This is a genomic window from Bacillota bacterium (assembly GCA_024653485.1).
In the GTDB taxonomy this organism is placed as follows: Bacteria; Bacillota; SHA-98; order UBA4971; family UBA4971; genus UBA6256.
This window is the reverse complement of sequence record JANLFY010000022.1, coordinates 236-14568: the sequence shown is the minus strand read 5'-3', so window position 1 is coordinate 14568 and position 14333 is coordinate 236. Positions and strand designations below refer to the sequence as shown.

Genomic DNA, 14333 nt, shown 5'->3' with positions numbered 1-14333 from the left:
GTTACAAGCGGCGCGGCCCCGTGGATCGCGTTCGGAGGATCGCGTTCGGTGGAGCGCGCTAGGCGAAGTGCGTTTTCACGCGCGAGCGCTTCGCGGTCACCATCTGGATTATCTGGGATCTCGGTGATGATATGCAGATCGGTCCCTGATATACTATGAAGGAGCGAGGGGTGCCGCCGCCTGGCGCGGCCGGTGGAACGATCGTGTCGTAGTGCCCCTGCTTGCCGGAGGCTCGCGGGAATGATGACGCTCGCGTAAGTGCATTAGGCCTGGCGTGAGCGAGTGAGGGTATGCCAGGTCAACGCACCTGGCTCAATAGGCGCATGGGGGGAGTGCGACCATCATGTGGATCAAAGGCGTTCTCCTGGTCTTACTGGTGTTCCTCGTCGTCGTCTTAGCGGCGATCTCCTACGGAACCGCTCGATGGAAGGCCGACGTGGACAAACTGCACACCGAAATGGAGGGAGCACGCTCGCGCGACGGTGCCGCGGCGTACGATCCCCGCGAGATAGCGGACCTCCCGTCGCCGGTGCAACGCTACTTTCGCGCCGTGCTCAAGGAAGGCCAAGCCTACGTTGCTGCTGCTAACATAGAGCACACCGGCCTTTTCAACATGGGCGAAGACGAGGAGCGTTGGAGGCCGTTCACGTCTAGCCAGCGTGTGGTCACGAAGCGCCCGGGCTTCGTGTGGGACGCTCGGATTCTGATGGCGCCGGGACTCAAGGTCTTCGTGCGCGACGCGTACGTTGCGGGCAGAGGAGTCTTGACAGCGAAGCTGCTCGGCCTCATCACAGTGATGGAGCAACCAAGCACCGCCCAGCTGGGTCAGGGAGAGCTCATGCGCTTCCTTGCCGAGGCAGCGTGGTATCCGACAGCTCTCCTGCCGAGCCAGGGCGTGCGGTGGGAAGCCGTCGACGACACCCGGGCGAGCGCGACGCTGAGCGACGGGTCGAACACGGCGAGGCTCGTGGTGGAGTTCGACTCGCAGGGACTGATCGCCTCCGTGACCTCCGAGGCGAGGTACCGAGAGGTCCGTGGCGCGCAGGTGCCCACTCCCTGGCAAGGGCGCTTCTGGGACTATCGGCTGCACGACGGAATGATGATACCCTTCGAAGGAGAAGTGGCGTGGTTGCTTCCGGAGGGCCCCAAGCCGTATTGGCGAGCGAGAATCCAGAGGATCGAATACGAATACGCCCGTTAGTCAGAAACTCGGGCTGTCGGGTAGACCAGAACGCTGCCATGCCGATGCGAGGCCGATAGAGGAGTTTCGGGACAAGCATCTCACCCTCAAGGTGGTCCCACTCCCGAGCGACTCCGCGAGCTCGGCGATGTCTGTCGCGTCGTCGAGGGAGAGGCACTGGCGAAGGAGTCTCTCGCGCCGATACAGATGCAACGATTCACAAGCGCGGCGCAAGCGCGGCGTAGAAATATCTCCGCCCGCGCTACCGTGTGGATCTCATATCCCGGGATAGCCGCGAATTCGTGCAGATCCTCCGCGACTTCGGCTTTGGAAACAGAAAATGGGTCGTCAAGGACTGATGCACATGGTCGCTCGCAACGAAATGCACGCGCTCAGGGTAAAGGGCCTCGAACACATGAGGAGAAGGGAGTTTGAGGAAGCACAGAAGGTATTTGAGAGCCTTGTGAAAAGCGATTCAGACCCTTCTTCCCGCAATAACCTAGCGACGTGCCGTTTCAAGCAGGGAGACCTCAAGGGGGCCCTGGGGACTCTCAAGCCTAATCTTGAAGCGAAGGTGCCGAACCCTTTCGCGCACGCCCTGGCGGCGCAAATCCTTGCTGCATTGGGGCGTCGGGAGGAGGCTGAGAGGCATCTTGCCAGAGCCATATCAGACTTTGAAACGGGAATGAAGACTGTGGTGCCAGCGGGCTTGGTCGCCGAGGAGCCGTGGCGCGAGTACACTGTGATCATCAAGAGAGCCGCCGGAGACCTCGGTAACCACCGGCAGGTCCTGGAGCTGTATCGCAAATGGGAGAGACATCACGTCAATCCCGAGGATTGGTTCCTGGCCGGCGTTGCCGCTTTCAATCTCGGCCGGTTTTCGCAGGCTGCGTCGTTGTGGAAGGCAGTGGCGCGGATGGGATGGGATGTAGCGGATGAGTACGTCACGGTGGCCAGCGCCGTGGACGCGGGCATCGTGCCGCCATTTCCCCTTGAGTACCATGTCCCGTTGCTGGGTGATATCAAGGGACACAAGACGGCTGAGGGCCTTCGAAGACTGGCGCTGCAGGGCTGGTCTCGCATGCTCGCGTTTGCGAGCATCCTCGATCCATCTGATTACGAGGAAAAGCGCCTTGCAGCAGCCCAGCTCAGGCTCATCATTCAACACGGGGGCGATTGGGGGCTGGATTTAGCGAGACGGATTCTCGCAGCGCCCGCTGGGATTTGCTACGAAATGAAAATGGCTGCTGCGCGGGCCCTTGTGGAACTGGGTATTCACGAAGAAGGTGAGTCCATCGAGGCGGTGGTGGACGGCAAGCCAAGGTACCTGGTCATCCGCACTTCCAAGGTCGTCGAGGAGCCGGACGAGAGTATCGAGGCGCTGATGAAGGAGGCAACGCGTCTCCGTAGTGCGGGCGAGATCGATGAGGCCATTGAGAAGCTGCAACCTCTACTCGGGCACGGCGACTTTTACCCGCCTGCCATGTTAGTGTTGGCCAATCTTCTGAGAATGAAGGACCAGCTGGATGACGCCGAGGGGCTCCTCCTTACTCTGAGGGATATCGCGCCGAGCGATCCCGTGGTGCTTTTCAACCTCGCCGGGCTTTACATACAACGTGGCGATCCGAGGAGTGCCAGGAAATGCGCTGACCAGATAGATCGCCGCCTTGCAACCAACGACTTCCGCGACAAGCTCTCGCTCCTTGATGACGAGATAGCTCACCTCGAGCGCTTGACAGTCAGGCCGAGCGAGGTCGTGACGGCTGTTGCAGAGGCTTTGCGCGAAGACCAGGAGGACAAGCCTATATCGCTAAACACAAGACTGTCTCAGGCCGTACGAACAGTGCCGGCAGGATGGGTTTCCGCTGCTTGCAAAGCGCACGGAATCGATCCCGAGTCTACTGGGCGCAGGCAAGAGCGCGCGGAAACACTCGTGCGATGCCTGGTCAATCTGCGCCACTTGGAGAAAGTCGCGTCGAATCTGGAGGAAGACGAAAGAGCAGTCCTCCGCTTTGTCCTCAATGAAGGAGGGTGGGCCAGTGTCTCGGCCCTCACTCGGCGGTTCGGCTCCATGGAGGACGATGGGTTTTGGTGGGAAGAGACCCCGCCTAAGTCCACCCTCGGAAGGCTTCGCCTCAAGGCCTTGCTGTTCATTGGGCGGGCTGTCATCGACGGGCACCGTCACAAGGTCGCGGTTATTCCGCTCGAGCTGCGCGAGGGCTTGACACAGCTTCTCGGATCACGCCCTCCGGCCGCTGGAGCGCCGGAGACCGCGCGCTTGAAGGTGGGTGGTGAGGCTCCGGACGAGAGCGGGCAAGGTGGGGCAAGGCGAGAGTCAGTCAAGGGCGCCGGTCTCAAGAGAAGGCGGCGCGTCCATAGAGGCGGACGCTGATTGGACCCTCGTGAGAATGCCGGGCCCCAAAGCGTCCAGCCACTGTCTTCCTACCTCCACCAGACCGTCAGATATCGAACGCAGAGCACGGTCTCGTTTGCGTGCTTGCGTCCCCGTTACCCTGCATCTGCCGGGCGTCCTGACTGTGCTCGACTTGATGGACTCCGACAGACAGGCGGGGGAGACAGACTGGCTCCTGCAGCCCCCAAGAGCCTCCAACACAATCAAGTGACTGTCATGTCAAGGCCGTTCTGGAATTCCCCCGATCGGGCCGGTCGAAAACTCCCCTTCTCGGGTTGCTAGAGCGACTCACCACCTCCCTGATGGTCGTTGGGATGAAGCAGCCAGGGACCGCCAAGCTGTTGGCCGGCATCCATTCGATGGCACTTTCGCCCTCGTTCTATCGCGGCTGTCCCTCGTGCGCCAGGGCAGGCGAGTAGGGCACTAGAAGGCCTGCTCGCTTCCTTTCCCGCAGCCGATAGGACTCGTCTCGGATATTAACCGCCACAGAGTGGTGCAGGAGCCTATCCAGGGTGGCTGTTGCAATCACCGTGTCCCCGACGATCTGGCCCCAGTCGCCGAAGCTCCTGTTGGAAGTGAGGATAATGCCCCCACTAGGGAGTCGGCGTAGGTTATCTCTCGCGCGGCGGCTGTCTCAAGACGGCTCTCCAGCACTGCAGCGGCCTGGGCAAGCCCCAGCGCCTCCAGGGATTGGCGTGCCCGTTCGACGAGCGCGTCCACGAGGGACTGATCGTTGAGGAGACTGACAAGATACACAAGGTCGTGGCTTCTGCGGTACTCTGTGTTAAGCAGCAGCAGTAGGCCCTTCAAATACTTCTCTGCGCACTGCTGACAATGGAAGCAGACGATACATACGTCCTCGTTTCCTCATCCATAGAGGAGGATTCCCTCTCTGACGGCCTGGTAGGCAAGAGTGCCGGCGACGTCCTTTTCCTTTTCGAATTCGTCGCGGGAATACACCAGCAAGTCCAGCGGATACTTGTAGGGGGCAATCATCTTGCGCAACTCTCGTGCTCGCTTGTGGCGCGGAAGGTCAGTGTCCTTGACAACCAAGAGGTCAATGTCGCTGTCGCAGTCTTCCTGGCCGCGGGCGAACGAGCCGATTAGGTACACCCTCTCTGGCCGCGCCCTGGTCACTAGAACCCTAGTCACTGATGCAATGAACTCCTTTGCGGCCATATCCGAGACCATTCGCGTCTCACCCGCCGTCCTGCCAAAGACGTCGTCCTGGCAGGTTCACTCTATCAAAGCGGCTCTACTCTAGTCAACGGTTCACAAAGGACCGCGCACGTCAAGAACACACAGGCAATCTTCCAATTCATTACCAATCACAGCTTGTGGTTATCCCTGAGCCACCTGAAAGCATCTTCGATGGACTCGCGCAGCGGGCGGGACGTGTAGCCCAGTTCCCTCCGGGCTTTCGCGCTGCTTACGACGGAGTTCCCCCGCAGCACACGCAGGGAGTACGTGGTCACGAGCGGCCGCCGACGAGTGACGAACGAATAGACCGGGGCGAGCGCGCCGCCCAGGTCCGTGACCCAGTTCGGCAGCTTGAGCCGCGGCCGAGGCATACCCGTTACCTCTTCGAGGAGGCTCATGAGGCCCGACACGGTTATCCTCTCCCCCGACAGGATGTAGGTCTCGCCCGGCCTTCCCTTCTCGGCCGCGAGGATGTGGCCCGCGGCGACGTCCCGCACATCGACGAAGTCGTAGGCGCCGTCCATGTACGCCTTCATCTTTCGCCTTGCATAGTCCACGATCAGCTGGCCCACCTCAGACACCCTAGAATCGTACGGCCCTGTTACTCCGGTCGGACACACGACCACCGCGTCGAGGCCCCTCGCGCTCGCCTTGAGGACCTCCAACGTCGCCCTGGCCTTGGACCTGTCGTAATCCCAGCGCATCACGTCGGGGTTGAAGCCGCAGGTCTCGTCTATCACCGTCCCGCAGGGCGGCTCGACTATCGCGTGGATGGAGCTCGTGTACACGAGTCGCTTAATGCCGACCCCAAGGCACGCCTCGACGACGTTCCTCGTGCCGTGCACGTTGACCCTGTTCAGTAAGTCGGACTTGCCGGAGGCGATGGAGATCACCCCGGCGAGATGAAACACCGTATCGCACCCATCGAAAGCCCGGCGCAGGGTATCCAGGTCGAGGACGTCGCCCTCGACCTGCTCCACTTCCAGCCCGCAAAGGGGCGTCGTGTCATCGAAGGGCGGCACGAGAGCCCTCACCCTATCGCCTCTTTCAAGCAGCTTCCGTACAAGAACATTCCCGATATGGCCTGTAGCCCCAGTCACGGCCATCATGGTCTTGTTCCTCCCACCCAGGCATTCAGGGCCTGGACTCCGATCCCGACGTGGCTGCCGCGGGGCTATCATGACCGTCCGCCGCGGCCGGAGGGTCCGCCCGACATGGCGGTCAGCACGTCGCCGATGAGACCGAGGAGCTTTTGCTGGTCATCGCTGCTGAGCGTCCCCAGGACCTCGCTGACCGAGCGGACGTAATCGCGCCGGTGCTGGTCGAACACTGCGCGACCGGCGGGCGACAGGCGGACGAGGACTATCCGGCGGTCTTCCTCGGTCCTGTACCGTTCAAGGTAGCCTTTATGGACCATGCGGTTGACCAGGCTGCTCATGGTGGTGAGCGGCACGGCCAGCGCGGACGCAAGCTCGGACATGGTGGCGGGCGATTCGCGGCTGCCGAGCAGCTCGAGGACGAACATCTCCCTAAGCGTGAAGTCAGAGCTCTTCGAGGCGAAGAAACGCAGTAGGCGTTGGCCGATGGTGAGAATCAGCTCGTTCAATCTATTGGTGTACTGCTCCAGGTTAGGCTGCGCAGGCATGGTCCAACACTCCTATGATCGTAATATACGATTGTCGCAGTATCATCTTACCAGCGGGCCACGCAGCTGTCAACAAGAGTGGGGGAAGACTCGGTGGGCCTGATCCGGGTAGGCGTCCATCGTCGTCGGCTGCGGGGTATAACACGCCGCAATCCGGCCAAGGAGCCTTTGCCGGACCTGGTGAAGCGAGATTTCACACAGGGGCTCCTAACCGTCTATGGGTAGCTGATATGACAGAACACACTAGAGGGGAAACTGTACCTGGCGGTTGTAATCGACGGGTTTTCTCGAATGGTAGTGGGTTGGTCGATGGGTAACCGCCCGCTCGCGGAGCTAGCGATAGATGCGGTGAACATGGCCGTGTGGAACCGTAGACCCGGTCCTGGACTCGTTCACCACTCCGATCACGGCGCGCAATACACCGCTGTGGCCTTTGGTCGAACGCTCAAAGAGGCGGGCATCCTAGGTTCCATGGGCACGGTGGGAGACGCCCTGGATAACGCGGTAGCTGAGAGCTTCCTTGCCACGCTCAAGACTGAACTACTCGACCGGCGCAGCTGGCCAAGCCGTCAGGCGCTAGCCTCGGCCATCTTCGAATACGTCGAGGGGTTTTACAACCGGAAGCGTCGGCACTCGACCCTCGGATATCTAAGTCCTGCGGAGTACGAAAGGAGGTGGGCGATCACAGAGAGAAATCACAAGGAAGCCAAACAGTCCGTCGCGTAGCCCTGGAGTGTCCACGAAACCGGATCAACTCCAGTTCTTCCGACGATGCAGGAGTAGGCTGCGAGCAAGCTCGAGGAGTTGCTCTTCGGACGGGATGGAGACGGGTCGAGATGAAGAGGCTTCTAGCGGGTATTCTTCAGGGAGATTGGCAAGGGATTGGCAAACAAGCAAAGCCGGAGTGTTGCCAATCTGCAAAACCCCAGCTAAACTATGGCGCGCCTGGAGGGACTCGAACCCCCGACCCTCTGATCCGTAGTCAGATGCTCTAATCCGCTGAGCTACAGGCGCGCGAAACGTAGTATGTGCGTGTTTTCTCTTGGCTAGCTCGCTGCTTCAGCTTGCTTGCCCTGCGATGTATGATACCACAACTAAGCGGGGGATTCAAGGGTAGCGCGACCTCCGCGTCGTGCAACTGTCGTGCATCTATGGGAACATCTGTGGGAACGTCGTGGCGAGCGGGCTGCGCCTTGTGCGGGCACTCACGCTTCGGCGGTTGTCAGAGCCTCCGGACGGCCGCCAGACTCTAGCCGACACGCGCCGGCGGCCCAGCGGCCTGGCGCCCTTGACAGGTGACGCGTCTCTATGGTATAACCAACGTGAAAGCGAAAGCCCTTGGTTGGCTAAGCCGCCACGGGGACGTAGCACAGTTTGACAGTTAAGTCTTCGCGCGAGCGCCAGGGCGGGCTATGAGGCGCAAGAGCGCAAGTCTCAAGGCTTAGGTGGCCCCGTAGCTCAGTGGATAGAGCAGCGGTTTCCTAAACCGCGTGTCGCACGTTCGACTCGTGTCGGGGCCACCATTTCATTTCCCAATTCCCCGCTCAAACCCATAGGAGTGAATTCGGTGGCGGCTGATGTTGATGCCCGATGTCTTCGGGCGCAGATAGAGTGTCTGCGCCAAGACCTTCTTGAAGCCGTCGAGGCGAAACGTGGCAACTTGACTTCCGAGGAGGTCCTCGCACGCAGCAGGAGGCTTGACGAGGCGATCACCCGGTTCTACCTGGGTAGGCCAGCTCTCACGCAGGCCTGCGAGGCCTGCCTCGGCTCGGGGCGTCGCGGAACGAAGGAGCACCAGGGCGTGCTGAAGGCGTCTCAGACGCTAGAGGCTGCGGAGGCGTCAGAGGCTGCAGGGGCGTCAGGAGCTCCAGAGGCTCAGAGGCTGAGGGGTCTTGCCGGGTACTAGAGAGAATGTTATCATACTAAGTTAGGTGAGTGGTCGCGCCCCATGGACGATGAATTGTTCATGAGAAGGGCTCTCTTGGAGGCTAAGAAGGCCTACTTGAAGGGCGAGGTTCCCGTGGGAGCGATCATAGTGGCCGACGGCCAGATCGTGGCCAGGGCACACAATCGCAAGGAAGAGCTCCAGGACCCGACAGCTCATGCTGAGATGCTGGCCATAAGAGAGGCGGCTTCGCGACTCAAGTCGTGGCGGCTTCTCGGCGCGACGATGTATGTGACGCTTGAGCCTTGCGCTATGTGCGCAGGAGCCCTGGTCCTGGCACGGGTCGAGCGATTGGTGTACGGCACGCCCGACCCCAAGGCTGGCGCTGCTGGCTCGGTGACGGACTTGGTGCGGCATGAAGCGCTGAACCACCGCTTGGAGGTCACGAGCGGGGTTCTCCAAGAGGAGTGTTCTGCGCTGCTGCAGCAGTTCTTCACGGACCTCCGCAGCTCGTAGTGTGGGCTCAGACAGACGGCGGCTGCCCACGTCGCGTGGTTATCTGGTTGATTCGCTGCATGGTGTGCGTCCAAGGCGCACGCACGACCCGTACGGATGGCAGTTTGGTAGTCTAGCCAGTCTGGCAATCCAGTCAGGCAAGTGGCGGTCCATCGAGGCTTCCGGCGGGGATTACCGCCGGATCACACCTGATCACAACCGAATACGCTTGCTTAATTGCCGTCGTGCCGCACGACCGGCGGCATGATGATCACCGTCGTGGAAGCGACGGACAGCGCGGAGAGATGGCTGAGTGGTCTAAAGCGCTCGCCTCGAAAGCGAGTGGGCGGGTAGCCCCTGCCCCGTGAGTTCGAATCTCACTCTCTCCGCCAGCCTTTGCGGAGAGGTGGCTGAGTTGGTCTAAGGCGCCCGCCTGGAGAGCGGGTAGGCAGAAGTCCTCTGCCTCGCGGGTTCGAATCCCGCCCTCTCCGCCATATTGTTCTGGTAGGCCTTCTGATAGGCCGTCAGGCCATGGGTCAGAGTGACAGAGAGTTTGGTCGTGCTAGACGGGGAGGTAGCGGTGCCCTGAACCCGCAACCCGCTATAGCGGGGTCGAATTCCCACTCGAGGGCGTTCTTTTTTGGGGCCTGGCCCTGTTAAGTAGCGAAGATGGCTGGGTCCCGCGCAACGGATGTCTGTGAACCCCGTCAGGACCGGGAGGTAGCAGCGGTAAGCAGAATGTTCCGTGTGCCGCGGGGGTGCCTGGTCGGAGCCGGCTGGCAGGTTACCGCCTGGGAGAGACGTTCGACAGTGGGTGCACGACCGTTGATTGGCTGACGCGTGTCGAAGCCTAGTCGCCGTGCGGGCCGAGTGTCGGCGCGCCGGCTTTTTTTGTCCCGTTCGTGGCATTGCTAAGATGACAAGGCCAATAGAGGCGGCGCTCTTTGGGCAGGAATCCGCGCCTTGGGCCAGAACTACATAACCTGCGCAAGCAGAGCCCGTACGTGCACAGTCCGGATGTCGAGAGCACTCGCGAGGGGTGAGGAGCGGTGACGTACGTCTCGATGTACAGGAGGTGGAGGCCTCAGACATTCGCCGAGGTCGTGGGACAGGAGCATGTCACGCGCACCCTGCGAAATGCCGTGGCCGCGGGGCGCGTGTCCCACGCCTACCTTTTCTGCGGTCCCAGAGGAACCGGAAAGACGAGCGTCGCGAAACTGCTCGCCAAGGCACTGAACTGCCAGAACGGTCCCACGCCCGACCCATGCGGCCGCTGTGACGCATGCGCCCGCATCAAGGAAGGGCGGTCCATGGATGTGGTGGAGATAGACGCCGCGTCGAACCGGGGCATCGACGAAATCCGAGATCTCCGCGAGAAGGTGAAGTTCGCTCCGGTCGAAGAGAGGTACAAGGTCTACATCATCGACGAGGTGCACATGCTTACTCAGGAGGCGTTCAACGCCCTCCTCAAGACCTTGGAGGAGCCTCCCTCTCGGGTGGTGTTCGTGCTTGCCACAACGGAGCCGCACAAGGTGCTTCCGACCATTCTTTCGCGTTGCCAGCGCTTCGACTTCAGGCGTCTCACCAACCGTGAACTCGCGTCGCGCGTTTCGGCGGTAGCGGCTTCCGAAGGCATCCAGATTTCCGAGGACGCGGTGAGGCTCATCGCTTCCTCGGCCCAAGGCGCGGCACGCGATGCCCTCGGCCTCCTCGAGCAGTGCGTGGCGTACACGGGCGGGGCGGTGACTTATGATGACGCCGTGGCCGCCATCGGGGTGGCGGGGTTCCGCAAAGTTGCGGGTTTCTGCGATGCGATCATTCGCCATGATCTCGCGGCAGCGCTAACCTTGGTGCGCGACATCGTGGAAAGTGGGCGCGACCCCGCGCAGTTCGTGCGCGACCTCATCGAGCACTTCAGGAACCTGCTCGTGTTGCGGACGTGCGGCCTCAAGACCGAGCTGGTGGACGCGCCCGAGGGGGTCGTGGAGGATCTCAAAAGCCAGGCGGCACGTCTCTTGCCGGAAGACATCTTTCGAGCCCTGGACGTGCTCGGCGCGGTCGAGGGAGACATGCGCTACTCGGCGGCACCGTTGCTCACTCTCGAGGTGGCCACGATCAAGCTGGCAAGACCGGGCGAGGCCCCAGTGCCGTCACAGTCAACTTCATCGCAATCCATCCAGGTCGCGCCGGAATCCCTAACGGGACCGGACTCCAAGAGCAGGTCGGCGCCTGCGTCCGGACCAGTCTCTGCGCCTCCGCCCGAGCCTACGCGGGCGGCCGAGCCCGCGCACGGTCGTGCGACCGGGGAGAAGCAGCCTTCTACAGCTCAGACGTCCGTTACGCTGGAGCAGGTTCGGGCGAGATGGAACGACGTGCTTGGCGCCCTCAACGGGAAGGGGCCCGTCCTTGCCTTTTATGACAAGACGATCCCCGCGAGCCTCGCCGGAAACGAGCTCGCAGTCGCTTGCCAGACGGAGCTCCACAGGGACCAGGCATCTTGCCCGCGCTACAGAACAGTCGTCCAACAGGCCTTGAAGGCCGTGTTGGGGGTGGACCTCGTGGTGAAGTGCGTCGTTGCGCCCCGCACGAGCGAGAAAGGCGCGCCAGTGGGGCCGTCCGTGCCGTTCGAGGAAGTGCCGTGGCCAGATGCGGAAGAGCCTGCGCCGGCGGAGTCGGCAGAGTTGGCCGAGACGGACGAGCTGGAGGCGACGGACGAGCCGGCTGGGCCGGCTGGGCCGGCTGGGCCGGCTGGGCCGGCTGGGCGGGCTGAGCGGGCTGGGCCGGGCGAGGCGGCAAGAGGGGCCGGCACGCCGCCGGTCGCGAGGGCAGGGGAGGCGCCCGCCCGCCACTGGGGGTCCGGAGCCACGCCCACCCGAGAGGGTACCAGCGCCCCGACGAGCGAGGTGTCCGCGAGCGAGACTCGTCCCGGCGACCGTGAGAAGGGGACCGGGAATGCAGACGGCAGCGGCAACGGAAACGGGAACGGTGAAGGGACGGACACGTCGGAAGGAGATGAGGGGGAGTTCGCCGAGAGCCTCGCGAGGGCAAAGGCGGCCATCATGGATCACCCTGCTGTCAAGGCGGCCGTGTCGGTTTTCGGTGGCAAAGTTTTCAAGATTGATGTGTGAACACCCACGGGTCTGACGCGACGCAGGTTTGATATAGTATAGACGTCGGGGGGATGTCGGGTGAGCTTCAACAACATGAACATGGGCAAGATGATGAAGCAAATCCAGAAGATGCAGGCTGACATAATGCGTGTCCAGGAGGAGCTCAAGAGCATGACCGTCCAGGGCACGGCGGGCGGCGGCGTGGTGAAGGTGACGGCCAACGGTCACCAGGAGGTTGTCTCCATAGAGATATCCCCTGAGGCCGTCGACCCGAACGACGTCGAGATGCTTCAAGATCTCATTCTGGCGGCCGTGAACGAGGCGCTGCGAAAAGCCCACGAGCTCGCTGCTAGCGAGATGGGCAAAGTCGCAGGAAGTATGGGCCTGCCTGGGCTTCCGTCCATGATCTGAATTGCCCGAAGGGAGCATGTTGATGGTTCGATACGCTGCACCCCTAGCAAAGCTGATCGATCAGTTCACGCGTCTTCCGGGCATAGGCCCGAAAACTGCTCAGCGTCTGGCGTTCCACATCCTCAAGACCCCTCGCGAGGACGTGGCGCGGCTCTCTCAGGCGCTTCTCGAGGCGAAGGACCGTATACTGCACTGCTCCGTCTGTGGCAATCTCACCGAGGCGGACCCGTGTCCGACGTGCTCGGACCCGGTCCGCGACCGTTCGCTCATAGCCGTGGTGGAGGAGCCCAAGGACGTGATGGCCCTGGAGCGGACGGGAGAGTTCAAAGGGCTGTACCACGTCCTCGGTGGGGCAATATCACCGGTGGACGGGATCGGCCCCGATGACATACGAGCGAGAGAGCTCTTGGACCGCCTGAAGGATGGAGTGGTGAGGGAGGTCATTCTCGCAACGGACCCGAACATCGAGGGCGAGGCGACCGCCATGTATATCGCGAGGCTGATAAAGCCTCTTGGCGTCAAGGTGACCCGCATAGCCCACGGGCTCCCGGTAGGGGGCGATCTGGAATACGCGGACGAGGTGACTCTCACGAGGGCCCTCGAAGGGCGGCGGGAGATGTAAGAGCACTGCCCGCCCGCGTGCGGGCCGGCAGTGCCAGGCGCGGTCCCGGGTTCCGCCAGGCATAATCGTCCGATGCCGGAACCATACTGTATCCCGAGGACAGCAGTTCCAGAAGGGGCGGTCTGGAGGGACCAGTGTGGCAAGGACCTTGGGCGATGATGGTGGCATCGGCGGCGTGGGGATCGCCTCGGTTCAGACCCTCGTTCGCAGATGCGCGGCTAGCTTGGTCGCGTGCGTTCTGTCGAGAGCCCGGGAGCTCTTCGGCGGAGGAATGAGTGGGGCCGCGTCGGCGCTCGACCGGGGACGAGCGCGGCTGCGGGCGTGGGCTCAGGCGTTACGCCGTGAGGGGGAAGGGCGCGAGCCTTCGTGTGTTCCCACTGTGGAACAGGCTGTCGAGGATGCGCGCAGGGAATGGCTTCGCGCCGTATCCTACTTCGATCAAGTCGTGGAACCTGAGCTGATCGATTATGCCACCTTCTCACTGAGAGCCGCAGAGCGAAAGTATGTTTACCTTCTGAAGAAGGCCCGCGAGGAAAGCGCTTCGACCGCGCATTCCCAGACCCACTGAGGCATATGAATTGAAGAGAAGGGGACGCCCTTTCCGTCTGGACTCGGACAGAGGGAGGAGGGACCTCGTGAGATGCACGTGGCTACTATCGCGGCCTACGCTCTCGCGCTCTTTGTGGTGTACGTGGTGGCTTACATTCTTTACGTCCCTCTGAAGCTCGTCATTCGGCTCGCGTACAGCGCGGTGGTGGGCGGGATAGTGTTGTGGCTTGTGAACCTCGTGGGAGGCGTCTTCGGTATCTCAGTCGCCATCAATCCGGCGACCGCTCTTGCGGTCGGACTTCTGGGACTACCGGGGCTCGCGCTCATAATCGCGCTGAAGTACATTGTGCTCGGCCGGATTTGAATCGCATGCCGAGAAGCGGAAGGGCTTTCCACTCCGGGAAGATCATGCGACGGTTTCTTTTCGGGGGATTGAGCATATACTTGGTACAGTATGACGAACATCATGGCGGCGTGAACGAGACATGATGCAGTGCGTAATCGCTCGTATCGATGCGAGCGAGTTCGCATTGCAGAGATCCACTGACACTCATGGACGTACATCGGCGTACATGACCGAATTACAGGTTGCACGGTTTTGCTCCAGGTGGTATATTTACAACTGCCGCCCGGAACGAGGCGGCTTTCGTGAGCGGAAAACCCAGATGGTACGGGGTTCCGCGACTCGGAAGGGTGCTCCTTGAAAACTAAACAGTGAGATATGGTAAGGTTGCGGTAAGTCTTTGGAGCTTGTGTGAGGGAGCTAGAGATAGCTCTTCGGTATTTTACGGAGAGTTTGATCCTGGCTCAGGACGAACGCTGG

The 14333-nt window shown here is 61.6% G+C and carries 13 protein-coding genes, 4 tRNA genes, 1 rRNA gene, 1 other RNA gene and 2 pseudogenes (1 of these 21 cut by a window edge); 15 read left to right on the top strand and 6 right to left on the bottom strand.

All coding sequences use genetic code 11. The annotated features are described in order from the left end of the window. The first annotated feature begins 343 nt into the window (after positions 1 to 343). Together NUW12_12570 and NUW12_12565 are read left to right on the top strand one after the other, a co-directional pair. Positions 344 to 1201 (top strand): hypothetical protein, encoded by an 858-nt coding sequence (locus NUW12_12570; protein MCR4403575.1) that lies wholly within the window; start codon positions 344 to 346, stop codon positions 1199 to 1201. A 343-nt stretch (positions 1202 to 1544) separates the two neighbouring features. Then, a complete protein-coding gene (locus tag NUW12_12565) occupies positions 1545 to 3572 on the top strand; it encodes a tetratricopeptide repeat protein (GenBank protein MCR4403574.1) in 2028 nt (675 codons plus the stop codon). Positions 3573 to 3972: 400 nt separating this feature from the next. Here the strand turns inward: NUW12_12565 and NUW12_12560 are convergent. From NUW12_12560 to NUW12_12540, 5 genes and pseudogenes are all read right to left on the bottom strand, one after another. Next, positions 3973 to 4179: pseudogene (locus NUW12_12560) on the bottom strand (ATP-binding protein). Beyond that, positions 4119 to 4442 carry a HEPN domain-containing protein gene (locus NUW12_12555; GenBank protein MCR4403573.1) on the bottom strand — a complete coding sequence of 108 codons (324 nt, stop codon included), beginning with the start codon at positions 4440 to 4442 and terminating at the stop codon, positions 4119 to 4121. The pseudogene NUW12_12560 and the gene NUW12_12555 overlap by 61 nt, the downstream one beginning before the upstream one ends. 18 nt (positions 4443 to 4460) lie before the next feature. After that, positions 4461 to 4784 (bottom strand): nucleotidyltransferase domain-containing protein, encoded by a 324-nt coding sequence (locus tag NUW12_12550; protein MCR4403572.1) that lies wholly within the window; start codon positions 4782 to 4784, stop codon positions 4461 to 4463. 137 nt (positions 4785 to 4921) lie between these two features. Further along, entirely contained in the window at positions 4922 to 5902 is a 981-nt protein-coding gene (locus NUW12_12545) for an SDR family oxidoreductase (protein ID MCR4403571.1), read from the bottom strand. Positions 5903 to 5970: 68 nt separating this feature from the next. Beyond that, positions 5971 to 6438 carry a MarR family transcriptional regulator gene (locus NUW12_12540; protein ID MCR4403570.1) on the bottom strand — a complete coding sequence of 156 codons (468 nt, stop codon included), beginning with the start codon at positions 6436 to 6438 and terminating at the stop codon, positions 5971 to 5973. Between the two features lie 252 nt (positions 6439 to 6690). Here NUW12_12540 and NUW12_12535 point away from each other — a divergent pair. Beyond that, positions 6691 to 7164, top strand: a pseudogene (locus NUW12_12535) (IS3 family transposase). Between the two features lie 211 nt (positions 7165 to 7375). Here NUW12_12535 and NUW12_12530 read toward each other — a convergent pair. After that, positions 7376 to 7452: transfer RNA gene (locus NUW12_12530), tRNA-Arg, on the bottom strand. Positions 7453 to 7885: 433 nt separating this feature from the next. Here NUW12_12530 and NUW12_12525 point away from each other — a divergent pair. From NUW12_12525 to NUW12_12470, 12 genes are all read left to right on the top strand, one after another. Further along, positions 7886 to 7961: transfer RNA gene (locus NUW12_12525), tRNA-Arg, on the top strand. Between the two features lie 44 nt (positions 7962 to 8005). After that, positions 8006 to 8344, top strand: coding sequence for an aspartyl-phosphate phosphatase Spo0E family protein (locus tag NUW12_12520; GenBank protein ID MCR4403569.1), 339 nt, complete (start codon positions 8006 to 8008; stop codon positions 8342 to 8344). A 42-nt stretch (positions 8345 to 8386) separates the two neighbouring features. Further along, complete coding sequence (tadA, locus tag NUW12_12515; GenBank protein ID MCR4403568.1) at positions 8387 to 8839, top strand: tRNA adenosine(34) deaminase TadA; 453 nt, start codon at positions 8387 to 8389, stop codon at positions 8837 to 8839. A gap of 278 nt (positions 8840 to 9117) precedes the next feature. After that, positions 9118 to 9210 (top strand) — tRNA-Ser (locus NUW12_12510). A gap of 8 nt (positions 9211 to 9218) precedes the next feature. Continuing rightward, a tRNA-Ser gene (locus tag NUW12_12505) sits at positions 9219 to 9312 on the top strand. A 63-nt stretch (positions 9313 to 9375) separates the two neighbouring features. Next, positions 9376 to 9640: signal recognition particle sRNA large type (ffs, locus tag NUW12_12500), an RNA gene on the top strand. 227 nt (positions 9641 to 9867) lie between these two features. After that, a complete protein-coding gene (gene dnaX / locus NUW12_12495) occupies positions 9868 to 11946 on the top strand; it encodes a DNA polymerase III subunit gamma/tau (protein ID MCR4403567.1) in 2079 nt (692 codons plus the stop codon). A gap of 60 nt (positions 11947 to 12006) precedes the next feature. Continuing rightward, entirely contained in the window at positions 12007 to 12339 is a 333-nt protein-coding gene (locus NUW12_12490) for a YbaB/EbfC family nucleoid-associated protein (GenBank protein ID MCR4403566.1), read from the top strand. Positions 12340 to 12361: 22 nt separating this feature from the next. After that, positions 12362 to 12961, top strand: coding sequence for a recombination mediator RecR (recR, locus tag NUW12_12485; GenBank protein MCR4403565.1), 600 nt, complete (start codon positions 12362 to 12364; stop codon positions 12959 to 12961). 136 nt (positions 12962 to 13097) lie between these two features. Beyond that, a complete protein-coding gene (locus NUW12_12480) occupies positions 13098 to 13529 on the top strand; it encodes a YaaL family protein (GenBank protein MCR4403564.1) in 432 nt (143 codons plus the stop codon). Between the two features lie 72 nt (positions 13530 to 13601). Then, a complete protein-coding gene (locus NUW12_12475) occupies positions 13602 to 13874 on the top strand; it encodes a pro-sigmaK processing inhibitor BofA family protein (protein ID MCR4403563.1) in 273 nt (90 codons plus the stop codon). A gap of 420 nt (positions 13875 to 14294) precedes the next feature. After that, positions 14295 to 14333, top strand: a 16S ribosomal RNA gene (locus NUW12_12470) (its annotated part continues 235 nt past the right edge of the window); the annotation flags it as partial.